This is a genomic window from Enterococcus sp. AZ009, assembly GCF_050548785.1.
GTDB lineage: Bacteria > Bacillota > Bacilli > Lactobacillales > Enterococcaceae > Enterococcus_D > Enterococcus_D entomosocium.
This window is the reverse complement of record NZ_CP172960.1, coordinates 534,553-552,706: the sequence shown is the minus strand read 5'-3', so window position 1 is coordinate 552,706 and position 18,154 is coordinate 534,553. Positions and strand designations below refer to the sequence as shown.

Genomic DNA, 18,154 nt, shown 5'->3' with positions numbered 1-18,154 from the left:
CTTACAAAAATATTTAAAATCATAATAACATAAATATTTATTTTTTTTTAAATTAATTTGAATAAAAGGCAACAATATTTTTCTGTTATAAAGCTTAACGACAAAAAAGATTGAGGAGTTTTTTTCCACTCATCAACCTTAAGAAAAATCTATTATAGTCTTAATGATTTAGGAATTATTGACTATCCCCTAATTCCTTCTGTTATACTAGAAAATCTTTCTAATACTAATAATTAAACCCTAATCCCAGAAACCCAATAAGAAACAACAACACCATCTTTAGTCGGTCCTATTGCCAGCCACCCATAGCCACCTGTTCGTGGTTGACGAACAAAGGCATGTCCATTGCGTTGCACCAATACTCGATCGTATTTGACTTGTTCTCCAGGTCTTAATAGAGCTAAAATCCCTAAATTTCCTGGGTTTGTCGTGTCAGATGCGGAGGTTCCTCTTAAATTGATGCCAGCACTTGCAGTGACTTTGACCGTTCCTGAACGACTGTGCCAAATATTTGCAGGCGGCGCGGTGACGGTATTACTGACAGGCGTAACCAAGGCTCCTGATACCCAGCCATTGCCCGCTACTTCAAACCATGTCGTGATACCGCTCACGTTTTCACCATTTCTGGTAATTCTAGTCGCTTGAAACGTGTCCCCTCGCTTTAGTTGTCGTAAAATAGCCGAATGAGTATTTTGTGCAGCACGCACATTTAATACATCGGTACTTACGACTTGCTGAACATTCCATGGTTCTACTACATAACTGGGATTAGTAGACGCAGCAGAACTATTCGCTACCCGGCTTCTTATTTCCCCTAATCTTTCATATAAAAATGGACCCGGACATGCAGTTGCAGCACCTGGCGCATCTTTATGTCCGATAATTATCATCTTCCGTCCATAACGTTTTTCAATATCCTGAATCAGCTTTATTAACGCATCAATTGTTTTTTCAGCCACTTGCCAATTTGGCGCCCCGTTTGTATTGGTACACTCGATTCCAATCGAATAGCTGTTAGCATTATTTGCATGCCAAGCGGTCTTTAGCTCATCGATATACGCTCTGATCGTTCCATCTTGCCCAATCCCGTAGTGTGCTGATGCCTGAACATTTTTCCAAATCTCAGGCATATTATCAAAGTTTGTGCCTGCTTGGTGATGTACTACAACTGTTGTGATTGCAGAAGCGTTTCGTGTACCCGACCATTTTGTACCGAAGTTTTCAAATTGATACTTGGTTGCTAAACTTGAAATTCCCATTATTTTCCCTCCTTTTATTTATAAAAAAGAGCAGTCGAATGACTACTCTTCATCGTTTAATTCAGTCTTATAATGTGCCACTTCGGTTTCTGACTGTCCATCGCCATAATCTAAAGACGTAGTCTGTTGATTTCCCATACTATCTCCTAAATCAAATAAACCACTTGCCGCTAACCCTGCCACAGCTCCTGCCCAAGCATATAAGATGATACTTTCTTGAACAAAAGATAAAGCATAAAGGCTCCCCAATAAAATACCAGCAATCAGATTGATTACTGGCAAAATTTGATAATTATCGATTTGTGTTTTGATCAGCCCAGTTATTCCGACAATTAACGGCGAAATAACTGTTGCTGCTAGTAAAATTTCTTTCATTTTTATCCTCCAACTTGTTTAAACAGCGATTTTATTTGTGCCTCAATTGTTGAAAGCCGCTGCCCATAATCAATCTGGCTTTGTTCAAGCTTACTGATCGCCTTCTCCAGCTTTTCTAAAGTATTTCCTAGTCGTGTAAAAATCGCATAGAACCTTGAAATCCCGAATAAAAGTCCACCCAAAAATGAAATTACGGCGATCAACTCAGTAACCGTTAAAGTGCTAAAATCCATCCTGTCACCTACCCTTCTTACAAATCCTCTAACTCCTCGATCAGGTTTTCTTTGACAAGTGAGAAATCAGCGTCGTCTCTTGTGCCTGCTATCATCACATTTACATCATCCATACTCATCTGATGATTTTCAATCTCACTGACCGCTTCATGCCAGTGTTCTTTTACATAATCTGTAAAAGCGTCTTTCTGGTGTGACTTACGTAATTCAATCAAAAATTTATCAATGTCCATCACATATCCTCCCCGAGATAGGTTGTCCCAACGTTCAACCACGCGCCTACAAACTCAATAGGAGCGTAAGTAAAGCTCGTGGTAGCTCCTCGATACCGAGCCATATAGATTTCGCCAGTTGGATCAATCTCCATGTTAAAAATCGCTGTTCCTGATCCGGCCATAACTCTATTAACCGTCTTTTTTGGACGATAACCAACAGGCAGCCTAGCCATCAGTATTTTATCGAAACCTGTAGTTGAAATCGACACGGAGTTAGCAATAGCACCACTTAATGCAACAATGTCACCTCTTCTTTCGGCGTGACAATACCAAACTCCGCTTGCACTACTATAATTCATAAAACCAAGCTCAAACCTAGGTTCTATTGGCGGCAATGAATTATCCTTTTCTAATCTCTCAATTCGAGACGTAGTGATATCGGTGTTAGCTTCATAGATATGCAGCTCTCGGATTCGTAGAACAGTAGACGGCTCAAGCCAAATTGAGAATGCAGCAAAAGTGGTTAGCTTTATTGTTCCTTGTATCCAAACTGGGGAGGTATTTTGCAGTTCAAATTTGATGTTTTCCCCTGTTACAGTTCCAACCTCAATTGGTTTTCTTACAGATGCATGATCTGTATTTACAAGCATTTCTACATTGTAAGACCTTCCTATCGCTAGGTTCAGTGGTGGAGTCGCCCAATAAACTCTTCCCTTAGTTGCGGTTGTATTGTTCAATACAACACCGTTTGAATCATAGGTCATTGCAAAATTTCCTTCGTTAAATGGACTTGGTTCACGTTTTTGGAAATCTGGGTCAGGGAACTGATTCGTGAGACGGATCGTATTTTCTTCGAGGTTTTGGACTTTTTGTTTAACAATCTCAAGATCTGATTTACCAGCCTTATCTTCCGGTGCTGGCTGCCATTTATCCGGCCCACCTAAAAATCCTTCTCTCACTCGTAAAACACAACTTGTATCTGCTGTGATTGCTATCACAAAACGTGGCTCTATTGCATAAGGAGCAGGACGTGTCATACCAGTTGCTTTAATAGTCTGCCACTCTCCTACTTTAGACATGTCAATAACCCCTATTGGGGAATCGAGCATTGTTCCATTATTGGTCCTAAGAAAAACTGTTGAAGTTTGATCCTGTCTATTCGATGTTTCCTCAACATATATTTGAATACTCAAGTCATAGTTTGTCGATGGTATAATTCTCTCAATAGGAGGGAATTGACCGATTGTTGCTCGAGTAGCAGTTATTCCTTTTGTAAAACGTGTATATTCTCCTGTTGATTCAACAGAAACAAATTGTGATATGTCCCAACCATTTGTGTTGTTATAAAGAGAGCTATTAACTAATAAATTTCTTGCCACTATACTCATATCCACATCATTTTTAAACACAAGTTCATCTGGATTGGGAACCCAATCTCCAACAACACTGCCCTCCCCAATCATTGCTCGCCAAAGGATAAAATCGCAGATATCTTCAACACGATCACGAGTAAAAACAAATTGCATCGATGCAGAACCCACAGCTGATCCACCAGGCGGAAATACAATTCTTTTCGATTCTCCCGGGGTTACAATGATTACTGTGCCCAGATTATTATTGACTCGAACATTTGTTGTTCCGATGTTTTTAATAAAAATACTGTGAATATATCTTGTGCTTGGAGTGACGGTTCTTCCGGCCGATAAAGTACCAAAGATAGTATTTGTTCCTCCGGAAACTTCATGCCTAACTGCATTTGTCGCTCGCCATTCTTCGACCGTTTGATTTGGTGTATATATCGCAGTTGCCCCCATGTAACCGGCCATCAGTGGCGCTTCGGAATTCATCAAATAATTCCTAGTTGGAACTGAAATGTCGTCAAACTTGTCATCTGTTTCAGATTTCGTATAAGCCCCTACATTTCCTGCGGGTATCGCAATATCTCTTGTACCATCAAAGTCAACACCGGCAATTTTACGAGGTGTAGCCAACCGTGCAGCACTAGGTGCATTCCCGGCAACTGTTGCCGAAATCGATGCATTGCCCGATCCGTCAAAAGTGGTTGAGCCTGTTACTCCACCAGTCAGAGAAATTGTCCGGGCAGTCTGCAACTTAGTAGCTGATGCGACATTTCCATCAATGACTTCTCTTTTGGCCGCAGCAACTTTCGTATCTGACTGTGCTTTTGTATAGGCGTCTACATTTCCAGCCGGAATGTTGATATCTCTTGATCCATCAAACTCAACTCCTGCAATCGTGCGAGGTGTTTGTAATTTAGTAGCGGTAGCTACATTACCATCAGTTGTGGCTAAATCTTTCCATTCGCTCCATGGAAGAGCACCCGGGGAATTAGCATCATATAATGCTGTTCGATACTTAATCGCCTTACCGCCATAAGCACCTGTTTCGGTATTGTATGGAGTATAAATCTGCAATGAACCACCCCCTGCAGATACTCCTTTCATAGTCACCACTGTACCGAAACTTAGCCAACCTTCATTTGATCGTACAAAAGTCGTACTGGTACCAGTTGGATATGTGTGGATTAAATCGGCAGCAGTTTTGGTATATTGCCCCAGATAGATTGAATCTTTTACACCATTGATTAGACTATCAGTTTGTGCTTTGGAATACTGTTCTACATTAAGGACATTTCCTAATCCAACTTGGGCTGCCGTTACACAATGAGGATTGCTTTTATCCTCCGCATGCTTTTTCAAATCACCTGCATTTTGCACGTTTTCTTTTAATGATTTGTCAACACCATCCTCCCATCGCTGTGCATCTGTAGGTGCTATAATATCTTCATTTCTCCATTGTTTTACCAATTATTTCACCTCAACTCTATACTTAAAAAGGGTATCGCCAGTGACTGGAACAAAAACACTGCATTCAGAAAGCAATTTGTTACCTTCAAAAAACTCGATTTTTCTGAGAGTATCAATGCTTAGTGGTATATCAAATTCGATTGAAAGAATTTCATCTTGAACATTCGCATAAAACTCATCTAACCGAACAGAACTGTTCAAAATAATGTGACTGATCATTTCCATGAAACTATTGTTCAAGTTTGTTTTTAAATCCGATGTAATCAAGTGATACTCACCTCAATTTCTTCTGCACGCTTCAACAGTTGATCTGTTCCCACACGACTTCGACTAATTCGAAAGTAAGTCAATGGTGCAATAGCTGCCGATTCTGCGATCCCTATTTTTTGAAAAAATGTTGGACTTTGGATATACACGAGATTGGCTGGCTTGATTTTATCGATGATCGTGTTGGCTTCTTGAAACCAATTTGCATTTTCGGCACTAGATTCCAAAACCATTCGATAATTCTCATGATCGACAACGAGTAGATAGTTTCCTCGCCCAAAGAGCCGATTCAGATGGTCCCGTAAATAAGGCACGGTAAAAGGCGGCATCGACTGCAGTCGATGCAAAATTCGTTGGCGGCGAAACGTGAGGTCCTCTACTTCTGGGTTTGCTAAAATACCTAGGAGCTGTTCATGAAAGCCAATCGTCTGTTCATCTGCTGTTTGGATCCATTGATTTGCTTTGACTCGTTGGATCTGCTGATCCACTTGATCAACCAATGCATCTTCCACGGCAAAAAGCACCTCGAACTCCCGAACGCTATCATAGTAATCGGGAAGTAATTCTTTTATACTCATTTCGCCTTCACCTCTCCTAATAACGGCAGTTCCTGTTTGTCAATACTCAATTCCAGCTGCACATCTGCTTCTAGACCATTTAATTTCAGACCTTGAACATTGGCGACCCCTAAAACTGATAGGATCGCGGCGGTTATCTGGGATCGAAACACCCAGCATTCATAGCCCGCATCTGTTCGTTCATCCCACCCTCGCCGAACTTTATCAAAGTAGTCTTCAATTACTTGATGAATGGTGTCTGCTAGTTGAGGGTACGAAACCCCTAGATTCAATGTGAGCTCAAATTCCACATCAATCGTTTTGTTTGTCGGAGCAGCAACCGTTACTTGGTGTCCGATAGGGGCATAGCCAATCCCTTGTTGATTACTGGTTGGATCGATCATTTGCTGAACTCGTTCAACTAAGACCTCATTAGCAGCTTTATAGGTATCATCCAAAATCACTAACCGAACGGTCCCGCCACCATTCCAAACAGGATAGATTTGGACCGCACCGACCCCTTGGATCCCCGATGTAAGGTAGTAGTAATCCGTAATATTGCCGCCAAATGTCACGATTTCTTTTGAGTCGATGATTCGCTTGCGCAGTTCTTCATCGGTTTCGGTATCTCGTGCCGGGATCAAGATCTCCGTCACCATTGCTTCTGCTAACCCGTTGAAATTATTCAATGGGAGTAAAACACCGATATACTTGTTGCCACTTTCTCCTGCAATTTCTGCCTGCAAACGAAAAACCCCTTCTTCTTCTGCCGCAATAACGGTGTAATAGACTGGATCATCTCCGATTGAAGAAAAGCGACTCCCCATGGCTACAGAAAACGGACTGCCGTCTTCTCTCGTTAAGCGCGCGCGGACGATCGCTTTTGTGGCTTCAATACGTTCTAAGCCAGTCTCTTGCGCACGGTAATCCAAGTATTCTCCGGTTGCTGTCACTACAAATGTCTCCAATAAGACATTCTTTAATTGCATGATGAACGCTGCTAACTGATAGCATGTCGGGGCCAATGCATCATAAATGATCGATCCTTCTCGCGTATCGATGCCTTCTGGTACCTTTGATAATGCTTGATTGATAAAGTATTCATAATCATACTCTTCTAAATAATTCCGGATTTCTTCTGGATTCAAATCCCCACCTCCTGTTCCATTTGGATTGAACCAAAAATCGTTGTGACAAAAAAAGAGACCAGAAGGGTATCTCTGCTCTCTTGGGTTACTTGAAAATTTTCTATTTCAATGATCCGTTCATCAACTGACAAGGCTTCTCTCACGATTCGTTCCATCTCCGCCATGACCAGATCTAGCTCTTCTCCAAGCAAATTCTTTAATTCAACGCCGTAATTGTCCGTATAGATCAGCCAAGTAAAGCGTTCCGTATGCAATACTTTTTCGATGGCTTGCCGCATCGCCGCCAATTCATCGATCCAGCCAGCGATGCGCCCATTTTGCAAACGATATGTCCTTGATGGTATTTGTGCCAAAATCTCTTCGTCCATCTCATCAGCTCCTATCCAAAACATAATACTTTTGACCTTTACTTACTCGCAGCATACGGACACGATCGCCAATCTGCAACGCCCGAAACACTTGTGCAGAACCCGTGCCAGTCTTGCCATCGATGGTGATCGATACAGACACTGATAGCGGACGAACCATTTGTGACAATAATAAGTGTCGGCTAGTGATACTGAAGCGATTATCGACACGAATTGTCAATGGACTTACGCTGGTTACGACACCATAGAGCATATCCGATAAATCAGCTGGTTTCGGTTTACTGTCTTTGATGATACGTGCGAGTTGTTCTCCTGCCATTACGCCACCACCTCCACTTCTAGATTCATCGTGTGAGTTTTCCCAAGACGATGCGTGCAGCTGGTGACCAATGCTAAATTGTCATTGCCGATGCCTTCTCGCTCTAGTTCTTTTAGCCGCAAAATAAAACTATTGCCTGCACTGATCTCCATGGATCCAATTGCTACGACATTGATTTTTTTCACTTCTTCGTTATTCGCCCGTAATAAAGCATTGGCTTGTTGCTGCAGTTGCGAGGCGTTCAGATCCGCTTCGCTGACGGTTTCCACAATTTGTAGACGGCCCCACTTTTCAATATTTCCCCCATGTGATGCCGTATAGATCTCCCGTGTATTCTTCTCAGAATCTTCTCGGATCACTTTTACGGCATTGGCTGCCTGATCGATCGTTGCCTCATAGGTATAATCTGTCAGCAACGACGCATCCCCTAAGACCAGTTTCGTGATCAAACGGTTAAAGGTGGCAAATTCCAAGGTTCCAGCGTTATCACGAATGCTATAGCGCATGCCGCCATAATTTAAGTAAGTATCTGCCAAAGAATCCTCCAGCATTGAAAAGTAAGTCTTGTTATCCACCACTGCTGCAGGACAATTATAGGGGACATGATCTAAAATCCGATAGGGCATTCCTTGGGTTTCACAAATCCGTTTAAAGCGTGCAGAAACACTGGATGCGCCAAAGACGATCGTATCCTCATTTTTCAGATAGCGGAGATTGTCATAAGCGACGATCTGCCAAAGCTTCGCATGTTGCTTTTTCCGAATGAATACTTTCCCTTTAAAAAACGTTTTGCCATCGGCTTTTGCTTCGATGATGTCTCCACTGCGAAGGTAGACTGACCGATCGTCAAGAATGGTAAACTCAAGCTTGCCCGGCTGCGAAGCGATCCCGGTCGTCCACCGAGGGTCGCTGACGATTTCGGAAATATCATACATCTGGCGATTCACCATGCTTGTTTCTAAAATTTGCAGATTCATTTGATGCGCCTCACACTTCCTGCCGTGACCCACCCACGCCAACCGCCGCTCGTTAAGGTGACGTGGTAAGGATGGCTGCGGCCTTTTGCGATAAAATTAACTTTTCTCGTCGCATTGACTTCTGTTTGACCCGGTCCTGAGCCATAACTGTCCCGATGGAGTCGTCCATTGACGATCACCGTACTGCCAATCGTGATCTCTTGACTAACGACTGGTCTTGCGGGTTGTTGGCTGACTTGTTTCGCAACGGTTTTGACAAACTTTGCAGCATACTCACGATATTCTTTTAGCGAGAGTGAATAGTCAATGTCCCCTGTTGAATCCACCATGGACCACTGAAAAGATTCGATCGATGCCAGCAGATTGATTTTGGTATCTGTGACGATCAGGCGAATCGCCTGTTGATCATCCATGGCTTTTTCAATCAATGTGACAAAATCCGTTGGTGGCATAAATGTACTGCCACTTAAAATCAAGCGATTGTTTTTGTCCGCTGGAAAAAAGCAATCTAAAGCGAGCGCTTTTAATCCTTTGGCTGCAAACTGGGTGATTTCCCCCAGCTTGACTACTTCATTTGATTCATTGCGCCCTGGCACATCGACCGAGATTGCGCCGGGATTGACAGGAAGCATATAGCGCCTGCCTTTGATTTCTAAATAAAACTTAATTGCCATACCTGCCTCCTAACTTAAATCGGCTGCCATTGCCTCTAGGATCACTTCTTCTACTCGTTCCACAAGGTCTTCCACGTTGAGTGTATCTGCGGCGTTGTTTTCTACATTGACTGTCACTTGCGGGACGACTTGTTTGTGCTGCACGATCACTGCTTGATTCGTTGAGGCTTTGATGCGGGAAATGTCCTTGTCATCGACCTGCACGCTGCTGGCAATCACGCCATTTTCAGTAATGATCGCTGCTTGATCGGGAATAGTGGCGAGCGCTAGTGCCTCGCTGGCGTTTTCTACTAGCTGCTGTGCGGCTTGGATTCCATTTGCCAATCCAGCGGAAACAAACCCGCCAATTTCCATCATGACTCGAGAGGGTGAACGTATATCTAGTGCTTGGCGAACAACCGTCGCTACTCTAGCTGCCACTGATTGCGCAGCAGCAATCGCTGTTCCTGCTCCTGCTTGAATGCCCATGGCTAAGCCACTCATTGCGTGTTGTCCCGCTGCATGAAGCTCTGCTTGTAAGCCAGTAAAGGCTTGAATAATGGCTGATTTGCCCGTTTCCACCGCAGCTGCAGCTTGTGTCATCCCACTCTCAATGCTAATGACGAATAGCTCCATGCCGATCGTCGCCGCTTCTTGGATCGCTGTCATGGTTGTTTCTGTACTTGTTTGCATAGTGGCCATGTTGGTTTCAAAGGCAGCCGCCACGCCTGCTAATCCATCAAGGCTGATTTCTGTCGTTGAGATAAACAGTTGGAGTGCTTCAGTCAGTGTATTGAAGGTACTGACCATCGACTCGATGCCTTCTAAACCGATCAAATCAGGAAATTCGTTCAACGCTTCAATGACTTTCCCAAGATCTTCGATTGTCTGAATGGCAGCTTCTGTTTCTAAAGGAATAAGCGAAAGTAACAGTAGCGCATTCGCGATTCGAATCAAATGATGAACGGAATCTGAAACATTATTCAGCGCAGTGGCATCAAATTGTGTGCCAAAGGTTTTCGTTAACTTCGCCCAAAAGCTATCTTCTCCATCTCCTAGCAGATTGATGATTTTCAGCATATCACTTACTCTCGTTTCAATTTGTTCTTTATCAAACGAAAGTTCTGCCAGCGAAGACAATTTCCTTGCTATGTTAAGAAGATAATTCACGGAATCAAGCACATTACTATAGGTTGATGTATCGAATCCGCTGGTAAACTTATCTCGTAAGGAAGACCAAAAGCCCTTGCCTTCCTTTTCTGATCCGATAATCATCTCACAGATTTCCAGCAGATCTTCGACGGTTTTTGTGATCGCCTCTGTGTTTAGGGGGACTGCCGCCAAAATTGCTAAATGGAAAGCGATTTGGAGAAGTTGATCCATTGATTCTGAGACATTTTGGAACGTCGAAGTATCAAAACCGCTCGTAAACTTATTTTTTAGTGAGGACCAAAAACCGGTTTCCCCTTCCCCGACGATCAAATTACAGACCTTCAATAAATCCTCTACTTTTTGTGTGATCGAATCGATCGGTAACGGTATCTGACTTATCATGGATAAGTCGCTGGCTATTTGGCCCAACTGTTCAACCGACTCTGAGACATTACCAAAGGTGGAGGAATCAAACCCACTCGTAAACTTGGCTTTTAATGAAGACCAAAAACCTGTTTCTCCCTCACCCACGATAAGATCGCAGACCTTTAATAGGTTTTCTACTTTTTCTGTGATCGCCTCGATAGGTAAATCTATCTGACTCAATGCAGAAAGATCGCTGGCTATTTGAGTTAACGTATCCACTGACTCCGAAACATTTTCAAACATCGACTTGTCAAACCCACTCTTGAATGTATCGCCGATCGCTTGGAAAAAGCCTTTCTGTCCATTGATCGTCTCGACAACACTTAGGATTTCTTGCATTTTCTCGCCGATACTTTCTGATAGTTCTATTTCTTCAATTCTTTTTAGATTTTCTGCAACTGAAACTAACTGATTGACTATCTCAGCAACGACCGCTGTATTGATTCCGCTGATCACATTTTTTAACGCATCTCCGATTGAGCCTAGATCTGAATCAGTAAAAAATTGAATGACGGCCAGCAAGTTATTGATCTTTTCTTCAACTGATCCAAAATCATCGGGGACCTTTTCGTCCACTTGCAAAATGGCTTCTGCCATGAGCATCAATTCTGCCGCAACCCCCGCGATCGCAATCATCCCTGCGATGATCAACGCACCCCCGATCCCCGTTGCCATCACTGCTCCGATGGTAGCCGCAAGTCCTGTAAAGCCGCCGATCGCAATACCGATATTCGCCAACTTGCTTGAGAAGCTGCCGATATTATCGGGAACTTTTTCATCGACCTGCTTCATGGCTTCAGCCGCTAACATCAGCTCGAGGCTAATTGCGGCAATGACGATCAAGCCTGCAATCGCTGCGGCGGGATTTAAGCTAGCCAGCAGCCCAGCGGCAGCCACCAGTCCGCCCATACCAACCAATGCCAGTGCCATCATTCCAAGTTTGGCAGCGAAACGACCAAAATCGCTTGGCACTTTTTCATCCACGTGCTTCATGGCTTCGGCTGCGATCATTAGATTGACAGACAATCCCGCTACGACCAACAAGCCAGCAAGTGCTTTTTCGGGATTCTTGTCTGCCAAATAGCCTGCTGCAGCGACGATGCCACCCATGGCTGCTAGTGCCAATGCCATGATGCCAAATTTCTTTGCCAAGTCCCCTAAATCATCGGGGACTTTCTCACTGACTTCCTTCAATGCCTGAGCAGCTTCCTTGATCAAGAGAATAACCCCATAAACCAAAGCAAGGTTCGCTGCTTTCTTGGCAAAGCCGTTGATGGTATCGAAGAAGGTATTGATTGGTTCAACAAATGCTTCTGTCAAAAAACTATTGTCAGCTGCAGAGGATGCCCCACCCACTTTTTCGCCAAAACCCAAAAAGCCCTTCAAGCGATCAAAGAGCTCTGGTAATTTAGCAAACTGCTCTTTGATCGTTGTGATGACATCACTAATCGGCTCTTTGATCTTTTGAAAAGCCTGTGTCAATAGAACCAGTTGCGGTTTGGCTTTCTTAACGACCCCAGAGATTTTCCCCATCGCTTCTGACAGTTTCTGTCCGCCTTCTCCTGTGCCACGTTTGATGGCTTCAAAAAAATCAAAGAACAGCTTCTTGCCGCTTTCTAGCTGTTTGGTGATCGTTTTCCCATTGAACACCTCAGTGAATTTCTTGAACTTACTGGTAACACCTTCTACTCCTTGGGCAACTGCGGTTTTTATTTTTCCGAAAATCGTTTGAAACAAATCAGTCCCTGTCATCGCCTGTTTGAGATTTTCCAGACTGCTTTTAACCAATTCACTTAATTGGGCTGGCAGCTGGTCAAAGTGGTCAAAGCCTGACATCAACGCCTCAAAGAGATCCGATTGGACGGCTTTTCCTATCTTATCAAACACTTGGGTGATCTCATTCAACCCCTCCATCAGCTTTGAGGTGAAGTCTTTGATAGCTACAAGCGACGAAATCTGATCCCCGAAGTTCCCAAATAGCGCCATCAACCGATCGGTTATTGGCTGGATAATGTTCCAGACTTGATCGATACTGGATTGCAGCGCGGCATTCATTTGCGTGATTGCTGCTGAGGCGGATTGCAGTACCTGCTCTAATTCCGTCACCTGCTGCTTGAAAGAATGCATCGACTGTGTTGCCTTGTTCAAGCTCGCATCAATCTTTGTGAGAACGTCGGTAAACTGATCTCGAAGCTTGAGGTTTGCTTCGAGTGTTGCCATTTTTTCACCTTCTTCTTGATTTTTTCATTGCTTTTTCTTCTGCTTCGATCCGTAGATCGGTAAATGCCATGATCATCGCTCGTTCACGTTTCGGTAAAGACGCAAAAGCTTCCGGTGTTAATCCAGCGGTGTGGTACGCATGATAGGCGTACCACATCTCACCGGATTCACCGGAAGCCATTATTCCTTTACGTCATCTCTTAGCTCGGCTTCAGATTCGTTAAAGCCATTTAGTTCCAACACTTCTTTGGTCAAATTGGCATATTCTCCAGCTAATAGCATTGCTTTGAGCGTATCCGTCGCTGAACCTTCTGTTTTGTAATAGGCTTGCAGCTGCGCATCGTGAAGATCAGGGGTTTTCACACACCGTGCCAACAATGCATCCCCATATTTATCCGTATCCAGTTCCTTGACCGTGTTGCCAGATTTGCTGCGTCGCTTGTTCGTATGAACTTTTTTCAAACGATCATTTTCCGTTTCTGAAATGGCTTCGATGACAAAGGGTGCCGAGAAGCGCTCGAGGATGACTTCTTTTGTATCCCCAACTACTTCCATCATAAAACTTTTAATATCCATTGCTTGCATTCCTCCCAAATTATCCAAGTGTCGGCTGATTGAATTGATCTAGTAAATCGGCATCTGAGAAGGTGAAAGACACGTCCTCGTCCAACGTTTCAGATTCGATATCTAGTTTTGCGATTGGCACTGAATCAAAGATGACCCCGCTAATCAAGGTTGATTGACGACCAATGGTGCTATTTGGGTCATCATTGGTGACTTTGATGGTGATTTCTGGAATGGTTCCTGATTTTAAATAATCGATCCCGATTTTTGCAAACTCACTGGTTACTTTATGGATCACCATTGATCCTGTCCCGTTGGCTCCAGCAACTTTTTGTTGGTTCATCCGTTTGCCTAAGACTGGCACCTCTGTTTTGATCAATTCCACCATCGCCTCGATGTTTTTCAACCAAAACATTGGGACATTGCGTCCGTCGATGGTCATGAAGGCGGTCCCCTCACGTCCTGAAATAATATCGCCTGCTTTTAAAAATCCACTCATTGACTATACCCCTTTCTTATAAGACCTCTACAGTCATGTAAAGTTTTTCCATTGCATCCACTGGTTGGACTTGCACGTTTAAAACGATCGAATCTTTCTCGATACCTGCACTGATTTCAAGATCATCGGCAGAAAAACCGGTGATTGCGCCAGCCCCTTGCAATGCATTGAAGTAATTGATTCGATCCGCTTTGAAAAGCTCACGTCCATCTTGATCGTTATTGATTTGACCAATAAAATTGTCTTCAAAGGCTTTTTTCGAGTTGTTGGCAATATCGTCCAAGCAGCGTAACACCCGATTTTTGGAAAACTCTTTGCTTTTTTCTGCTGTAAATGAAGTCAAGCTATTGATATCTTGCTCGATCACGACTTCGCCACGCTGTTCCGTAAAGACGAACTCGCCCTTTTCCAAAGCCTCAATGATTTCCGTATTTAACAATCGTTGTGTCACATCAACTGCGCCGTCATACTTTTTATAGGTCAAGGAAGTTGCAACACCAGCGGCGGCGGATGCTCCTGCTACCCAAGCAGTCGCTTGTTCTGCTGAGATACGGGTACCGTCTGATAGAATGACCCCATTTTTAACGTTGATCACTGCTTCATTGTTGGCTGCATGACCTGCTACGACCAACTGACATTTTTTACCTTCCTCATTACGCATGCGGTTGATAAAAGAGACCCCAGCCGTTTTGATGACCGCATCTTGAACCGGCAATGCTAAGGTATTAAAATCAAACAATTGGATTTTACTGAAGAAGGTCATGTAATGATTCACCGTTGCTGCAGTATTTGAGCCATTTTCTAAAACAACTGAAAAGGCCGTTAATTCCCCCGAACCTGAAAAATCTACTACCCGATTTGCTGTTAGTTCTTCAATCGTTTTTGCGGTTTGACGATCAACGAGACGCCCCGCCAAATACGTTTCTACATCGTAAGCACCTGTGACGTTGACATTATCTTTTGAGACGACACTAATGGCATTCCCTCGGGTACCGCCGTAACGTGCCGTAATAGAAAGATCGCCCTCTGTTGCAGCGGCTTTCCCGCCTGAGCTGACGCGATAAACGAGTACGGTCGCCGCTTGCTTCAACGCTTCGCGCAGCAATAATAACTGCGGATCATTCAAATCATAGCCAAAAGCTGTTAAGTCAGAAGCAGCAGTGATGGTCACTACTTCCTCTTCTGGACCAAAATCTAGTACGAGAGGCAATGCTGTCACGCCTGAAATCGATTCAGCCGCGCCGATCCCTCCATTTGAGCGGACATTGATATATGCACCGGGTCTTACTTTGTTTTGTGTTGTCCATGTTCCTCCTGCCATTTACTTCACCTGTTCCTTTCGTAATTTGCTCAATTCTTTTTTTGCTTCTTCAAGGGTATAGCTTTCCTCTGCTAAAAAAGCGCCTAAAAAATCTGCTTCGATTTTTGTAAAAGCTTTCGCTTTCATAAGGTCACTCTTGAGAAACTTTTTTTCCACTTGTGGTACTGGATCTGTGGATTCAGACCCAGTCTTCTTCGTTGTTTTTCTAACCATTTTTTACTCCTCCTTGCTGTTCAAATGTTGTTAGCTTCGGCGTTTCATCCACTGGTAAGACGCGGTAGCGTAAAGCAAAAGTAAAGTGCAAGGCACCCTCCTCGATTTTAGTTTCTTTGTTGAACAAGCCGAGGGCTAAATCTGTTAAACGCTGGAACTTATCCAACAGTTGACTGCGCATTTGCTCACACTGTTCCTGAATCCCAGAAATCGTGCTTTTTCTGTCTGGAAACCACATGACGCAATAATCGTGTCGGCGGCTTTCATAAGCCATCAACTCTTTTTGGCTTTCAGATTTCTCTTCGTAAATAAAAAACGCTGGCCCATTAATTCCCTGTTCCGGATATTCGCGATAGATCGTCGCATCTGGCATGATTCGCTTTAACTCATTGACAATGGCTGAGGTGATCTCAATCATGGGTGACCAAATCCTTTCTTTTTTTTTGCTTGATAACCGCTTTGGCTCGCCGAAAACCATCAGCGAGTAGTTGTTCGCCAGCGGTCGAATTGCCTTTTTCTTCGCTTCATCTTCGCCTCCTTTTCTCCATGTATCGCTGCTAATGCGAGCAATCTGTTCGTTTCATGACATCCCGGTCGATTTTGTCAAAAGAAAAAGCCTAGCATGCTAGACTTTTTCTTTGTCCGATTAAGTAACGCTATTTTATGCGCCGTTGCGAAACGCCCCCCCAGGAAGGTGTTTCTCTTAATCTTTTTGACACTACTATCATATTTCTTTTCTCGCAGAGTCTGCCCCGCAACTTTTTAGACGTCTCTTCTAACTGTGGCAGGCAATAGGTGGAGTTGATTCCGACTTTTTGACGACAAGCTGTAGCTCCATACTAAATTGCAGCATGGCTTCTTTGGATTCATCCGTGACGATATCTTTACTGACTGCTGCTCGTTCCATTATCTCGTTGACCGTCAAGCCTTGAAGATAGCGCAGGACAAAAATCTGTCGTCTTCTTTCCGTGACTTCTGCCTTAAAGGGATGGGCGACCACAGAAAAACCTTTCGAAAACAATTGATGGAGGGCTTCAAATTCTGCGAGATCCTCTTCTTTTTGGATCAATAGTCGCTCCGCCTCTCCAGAATGCCCTTTCGCTGTTGAGGGGGGAAGCAAGCTATAAGATTGGGTGACTTTTGGCACACGGGGTTGACCGATTTTCTCCCGTGAACTTTTATACGCACCAATAAAAATTTCAAAGTTTCTTTTGGTCAAAACCATATCGACTTCTTCATTGGACGGTATTTCGTATTTACTAATATCAAATAATGACATAACTGAGATTCCTCCTTATTCTTTGCTTTTTTCTATTAAAACCTGACCACTCTCTGCTAGCCCTATTCACGATCCGCTGAAATTACTTCTTGCTGGCTCGTTTTGAAAGCATCCTGCTAATGAAAAATAGGTTTTTGTCCTTCGTAATTGTTGTATGGCCACTTCATCTCCATTTTTTGACCTTATTAACATGCGGAGGATGATCTAGACCTATCATTCAATTTCTTCAAATAAAATGGCGTAATCATCGATGGCTAAGGCAGCGGCAATTTCTCCGACCTCTGCTAATGTGATGCTGGCACGCTCCTGTCTCGCTGTTTGATAATGCTCACTTAGCCATAGTTCCTTATTATCGAGATGCCACTCCACGTTTTCCCAAAAAAGATTGATAATGTCCATTTTCCGACTCCTTTCTTTATTTACCGCCCCACTCAGATAGTGGCGGGGACAATTGCGCACAATTGAGCGACCATACTGATCTATACTCCAAATCAATTGCCCTTCATTCCATCTGGTACACCTTATTCGTTCACTGGCTTTCAGTTTTTTATCATCCACGTTAATCCCTCGACCTCCATTTCTAAATGGATACTTTGCTGATTCGTCCAAAGGCATTTCAGGAACCCTACCAAATGACTGGTCAAAAACACCAACCATAGCTAGCAAGCACACATACTCAAAGAAAAAGATGTAAAACCAGGTAAATCTATTGACTAAAAGTATTCGTTCGTATACTATGATGGCGTGGGAAATAATCCCTTCAGCTTCTTTGCTTGACCGTTACTTCTATCAGAATTCTTCAATAGTGGCGCTCATACTTGTTTTGAACAGGTCAGCTGACAAACAAATATTAATACAAACGGATACTAAAGTCAAACAAAAGTACCCGAAAAGATATTTTTATATTATAGGAATAGGAGAAACTTTGCGATGACACTATTTGAAAGGATTAAAAAATTAGCTAGTCAAAGGAATAAAAACGTAAAAGAAATTGCCTTATTGCTTGGTTTTAGTGAAAATCTTTTTTACAAATGGAAAAACAGCGAACCGAAAGCCCGCGACCTTGAAAAAGTAGCAGACTATTTTGATGTCTCCGTCGATTATCTTCTTGGCAGAACGAACACCCCTAACACAGAGTCTACAACTCCCCGACCTCTGACAGTTGATGAAGCTCTGGCCTCTGTCATGAGCAGCGATGGCAAGCCGCTTTCTGAACATGATAGAGAAGTTTTATCCGGCATTATTGAAGCATATATCGAAAAGAGTAGTAAGAAGTAGGTG

The 18,154-nt window shown here is 43.4% G+C and carries 22 protein-coding genes; 1 reads left to right on the top strand and 21 read right to left on the bottom strand.

Features of this window, described 5'->3' with window-relative positions:
• Positions 1 to 233: 233 nt before the first annotated feature.
• From IGJ74_RS02630 to IGJ74_RS02530, 21 genes are all read right to left on the bottom strand, one after another.
• Positions 234 to 1,259, bottom strand: a complete 1,026-nt coding sequence (locus IGJ74_RS02630; RefSeq protein WP_087664881.1) for an N-acetylmuramoyl-L-alanine amidase — start codon at positions 1,257 to 1,259, stop codon at positions 234 to 236.
• A gap of 42 nt (positions 1,260 to 1,301) precedes the next feature.
• The gene (locus tag IGJ74_RS02625; RefSeq protein WP_087664880.1) at positions 1,302 to 1,634 is read right to left on the bottom strand and encodes a holin; all 333 of its coding nucleotides are present in this window, start codon (positions 1,632 to 1,634) and stop codon (positions 1,302 to 1,304) included.
• A 2-nt stretch (positions 1,635 to 1,636) separates the two neighbouring features.
• Positions 1,637 to 1,867: a hypothetical protein gene (locus IGJ74_RS02620; RefSeq protein ID WP_087664879.1), complete on the bottom strand. Its 231-nt coding sequence runs from the start codon at positions 1,865 to 1,867 to the stop codon at positions 1,637 to 1,639.
• 17 nt (positions 1,868 to 1,884) lie between these two features.
• Entirely contained in the window at positions 1,885 to 2,100 is a 216-nt protein-coding gene (locus tag IGJ74_RS02615) for a hypothetical protein (protein ID WP_087664878.1), read from the bottom strand.
• The gene (locus tag IGJ74_RS02610; protein ID WP_087664877.1) at positions 2,100 to 4,910 is read right to left on the bottom strand and encodes a hypothetical protein; all 2,811 of its coding nucleotides are present in this window, start codon (positions 4,908 to 4,910) and stop codon (positions 2,100 to 2,102) included. Before IGJ74_RS02610 ends, IGJ74_RS02615 begins: the two co-directional genes overlap by 1 nt.
• A complete protein-coding gene (locus IGJ74_RS02605; protein WP_087664876.1) occupies positions 4,911 to 5,177 on the bottom strand; it encodes a hypothetical protein in 267 nt (88 codons plus the stop codon).
• Positions 5,174 to 5,755, bottom strand: a complete 582-nt coding sequence (locus IGJ74_RS02600) for a putative phage tail protein (protein ID WP_087664875.1) — start codon at positions 5,753 to 5,755, stop codon at positions 5,174 to 5,176. Before IGJ74_RS02600 ends, IGJ74_RS02605 begins: the two co-directional genes overlap by 4 nt.
• Positions 5,752 to 6,882 carry a baseplate J/gp47 family protein gene (locus tag IGJ74_RS02595; protein ID WP_087664874.1) on the bottom strand — a complete coding sequence of 377 codons (1,131 nt, stop codon included), beginning with the start codon at positions 6,880 to 6,882 and terminating at the stop codon, positions 5,752 to 5,754. The genes IGJ74_RS02600 and IGJ74_RS02595 overlap by 4 nt, the downstream gene beginning before the upstream one ends.
• Positions 6,879 to 7,250, bottom strand: coding sequence for a DUF2634 domain-containing protein (locus IGJ74_RS02590; protein ID WP_140405529.1), 372 nt, complete (start codon positions 7,248 to 7,250; stop codon positions 6,879 to 6,881). The genes IGJ74_RS02595 and IGJ74_RS02590 overlap by 4 nt, the downstream gene beginning before the upstream one ends.
• Positions 7,251 to 7,254: 4 nt before the next feature.
• A complete protein-coding gene (locus IGJ74_RS02585) occupies positions 7,255 to 7,569 on the bottom strand; it encodes a DUF2577 domain-containing protein (protein WP_016620768.1) in 315 nt (104 codons plus the stop codon).
• Positions 7,569 to 8,546, bottom strand: a complete 978-nt coding sequence (locus IGJ74_RS02580; protein ID WP_087664873.1) for an XkdQ/YqbQ family protein — start codon at positions 8,544 to 8,546, stop codon at positions 7,569 to 7,571. The genes IGJ74_RS02585 and IGJ74_RS02580 overlap by 1 nt, the downstream gene beginning before the upstream one ends.
• Positions 8,543 to 9,220 carry a hypothetical protein gene (locus tag IGJ74_RS02575; protein WP_016620770.1) on the bottom strand — a complete coding sequence of 226 codons (678 nt, stop codon included), beginning with the start codon at positions 9,218 to 9,220 and terminating at the stop codon, positions 8,543 to 8,545. Before IGJ74_RS02575 ends, IGJ74_RS02580 begins: the two co-directional genes overlap by 4 nt.
• Positions 9,221 to 9,229: 9 nt before the next feature.
• The gene (locus tag IGJ74_RS02570; protein WP_087664872.1) at positions 9,230 to 12,997 is read right to left on the bottom strand and encodes a hypothetical protein; all 3,768 of its coding nucleotides are present in this window, start codon (positions 12,995 to 12,997) and stop codon (positions 9,230 to 9,232) included.
• Between the two features lie 4 nt (positions 12,998 to 13,001).
• Positions 13,002 to 13,178 (bottom strand): hypothetical protein, encoded by a 177-nt coding sequence (locus tag IGJ74_RS02565; RefSeq protein WP_016620772.1) that lies wholly within the window; start codon positions 13,176 to 13,178, stop codon positions 13,002 to 13,004.
• The gene (locus IGJ74_RS02560) at positions 13,178 to 13,573 is read right to left on the bottom strand and encodes a phage tail assembly chaperone (protein ID WP_087664871.1); all 396 of its coding nucleotides are present in this window, start codon (positions 13,571 to 13,573) and stop codon (positions 13,178 to 13,180) included. Before IGJ74_RS02560 ends, IGJ74_RS02565 begins: the two co-directional genes overlap by 1 nt.
• Before the next feature lie 19 nt (positions 13,574 to 13,592).
• Complete coding sequence (locus IGJ74_RS02555) at positions 13,593 to 14,060, bottom strand: phage tail tube protein (RefSeq protein WP_087664870.1); 468 nt, start codon at positions 14,058 to 14,060, stop codon at positions 13,593 to 13,595.
• A gap of 16 nt (positions 14,061 to 14,076) precedes the next feature.
• Positions 14,077 to 15,381 (bottom strand): phage tail sheath family protein, encoded by a 1,305-nt coding sequence (locus IGJ74_RS02550; RefSeq protein ID WP_087664869.1) that lies wholly within the window; start codon positions 15,379 to 15,381, stop codon positions 14,077 to 14,079.
• A complete protein-coding gene (locus tag IGJ74_RS02545) occupies positions 15,382 to 15,594 on the bottom strand; it encodes a hypothetical protein (protein ID WP_087664868.1) in 213 nt (70 codons plus the stop codon). It lies immediately after the preceding gene.
• Complete coding sequence (locus IGJ74_RS02540; RefSeq protein ID WP_087664902.1) at positions 15,587 to 16,012, bottom strand: phage tail terminator family protein; 426 nt, start codon at positions 16,010 to 16,012, stop codon at positions 15,587 to 15,589. The genes IGJ74_RS02545 and IGJ74_RS02540 overlap by 8 nt, the downstream gene beginning before the upstream one ends.
• A 357-nt stretch (positions 16,013 to 16,369) precedes the next feature.
• Complete coding sequence (locus IGJ74_RS02535; protein WP_087664867.1) at positions 16,370 to 16,873, bottom strand: ArpU family transcriptional regulator; 504 nt, start codon at positions 16,871 to 16,873, stop codon at positions 16,370 to 16,372.
• Between the two features lie 213 nt (positions 16,874 to 17,086).
• Positions 17,087 to 17,272: a hypothetical protein gene (locus IGJ74_RS02530; RefSeq protein WP_087664866.1), complete on the bottom strand. Its 186-nt coding sequence runs from the start codon at positions 17,270 to 17,272 to the stop codon at positions 17,087 to 17,089.
• Positions 17,273 to 17,803: 531 nt separating this feature from the next.
• Between IGJ74_RS02530 and IGJ74_RS02525 the strand changes: the two genes are divergently transcribed.
• Positions 17,804 to 18,151 (top strand): helix-turn-helix domain-containing protein, encoded by a 348-nt coding sequence (locus tag IGJ74_RS02525; protein WP_087664865.1) that lies wholly within the window; start codon positions 17,804 to 17,806, stop codon positions 18,149 to 18,151.
• The last annotated feature ends 3 nt before the right edge of the window (positions 18,152 to 18,154 follow it).

What these genes read in the sequence shown, in the direction of transcription:
- IGJ74_RS02560 (WP_087664871.1), bottom strand. Translation starts at nt 13,573, where the DNA reads ATGGATATTAAAAGTTTTATGATGGAAGTAGTTGGGGATACAAAAGAA.
- IGJ74_RS02625 (WP_087664880.1), bottom strand. Translation starts at nt 1,634, where the DNA reads ATGAAAGAAATTTTACTAGCAGCAACAGTTATTTCGCCGTTAATTGTC.
- IGJ74_RS02535 (WP_087664867.1), bottom strand. Translation starts at nt 16,873, where the DNA reads ATGTCATTATTTGATATTAGTAAATACGAAATACCGTCCAATGAAGAA.
- IGJ74_RS02575 (WP_016620770.1), bottom strand. Translation starts at nt 9,220, where the DNA reads ATGGCAATTAAGTTTTATTTAGAAATCAAAGGCAGGCGCTATATGCTT.
- IGJ74_RS02555 (WP_087664870.1), bottom strand. Translation starts at nt 14,060, where the DNA reads ATGAGTGGATTTTTAAAAGCAGGCGATATTATTTCAGGACGTGAGGGG.
- IGJ74_RS02540 (WP_087664902.1), bottom strand. Translation starts at nt 16,012, where the DNA reads ATGATTGAGATCACCTCAGCCATTGTCAATGAGTTAAAGCGAATCATG.
- IGJ74_RS02590 (WP_140405529.1), bottom strand. Translation starts at nt 7,250, where the DNA reads ATGGACGAAGAGATTTTGGCACAAATACCATCAAGGACATATCGTTTG.
- IGJ74_RS02620 (WP_087664879.1), bottom strand. Translation starts at nt 1,867, where the DNA reads ATGGATTTTAGCACTTTAACGGTTACTGAGTTGATCGCCGTAATTTCA.
- IGJ74_RS02550 (WP_087664869.1), bottom strand. Translation starts at nt 15,381, where the DNA reads ATGGCAGGAGGAACATGGACAACACAAAACAAAGTAAGACCCGGTGCA.
- IGJ74_RS02565 (WP_016620772.1), bottom strand. Translation starts at nt 13,178, where the DNA reads ATGGCTTCCGGTGAATCCGGTGAGATGTGGTACGCCTATCATGCGTAC.
- IGJ74_RS02570 (WP_087664872.1), bottom strand. Translation starts at nt 12,997, where the DNA reads ATGGCAACACTCGAAGCAAACCTCAAGCTTCGAGATCAGTTTACCGAC.
- IGJ74_RS02600 (WP_087664875.1), bottom strand. Translation starts at nt 5,755, where the DNA reads ATGAGTATAAAAGAATTACTTCCCGATTACTATGATAGCGTTCGGGAG.
- IGJ74_RS02580 (WP_087664873.1), bottom strand. Translation starts at nt 8,546, where the DNA reads ATGAATCTGCAAATTTTAGAAACAAGCATGGTGAATCGCCAGATGTAT.
- IGJ74_RS02530 (WP_087664866.1), bottom strand. Translation starts at nt 17,272, where the DNA reads ATGGACATTATCAATCTTTTTTGGGAAAACGTGGAGTGGCATCTCGAT.
- IGJ74_RS02545 (WP_087664868.1), bottom strand. Translation starts at nt 15,594, where the DNA reads ATGGTTAGAAAAACAACGAAGAAGACTGGGTCTGAATCCACAGATCCA.
- IGJ74_RS02615 (WP_087664878.1), bottom strand. Translation starts at nt 2,100, where the DNA reads ATGGACATTGATAAATTTTTGATTGAATTACGTAAGTCACACCAGAAA.
- IGJ74_RS02585 (WP_016620768.1), bottom strand. Translation starts at nt 7,569, where the DNA reads ATGGCAGGAGAACAACTCGCACGTATCATCAAAGACAGTAAACCGAAA.
- IGJ74_RS02630 (WP_087664881.1), bottom strand. Translation starts at nt 1,259, where the DNA reads ATGGGAATTTCAAGTTTAGCAACCAAGTATCAATTTGAAAACTTCGGT.
- IGJ74_RS02525 (WP_087664865.1), top strand. Translation starts at nt 17,804, where the DNA reads ATGACACTATTTGAAAGGATTAAAAAATTAGCTAGTCAAAGGAATAAA.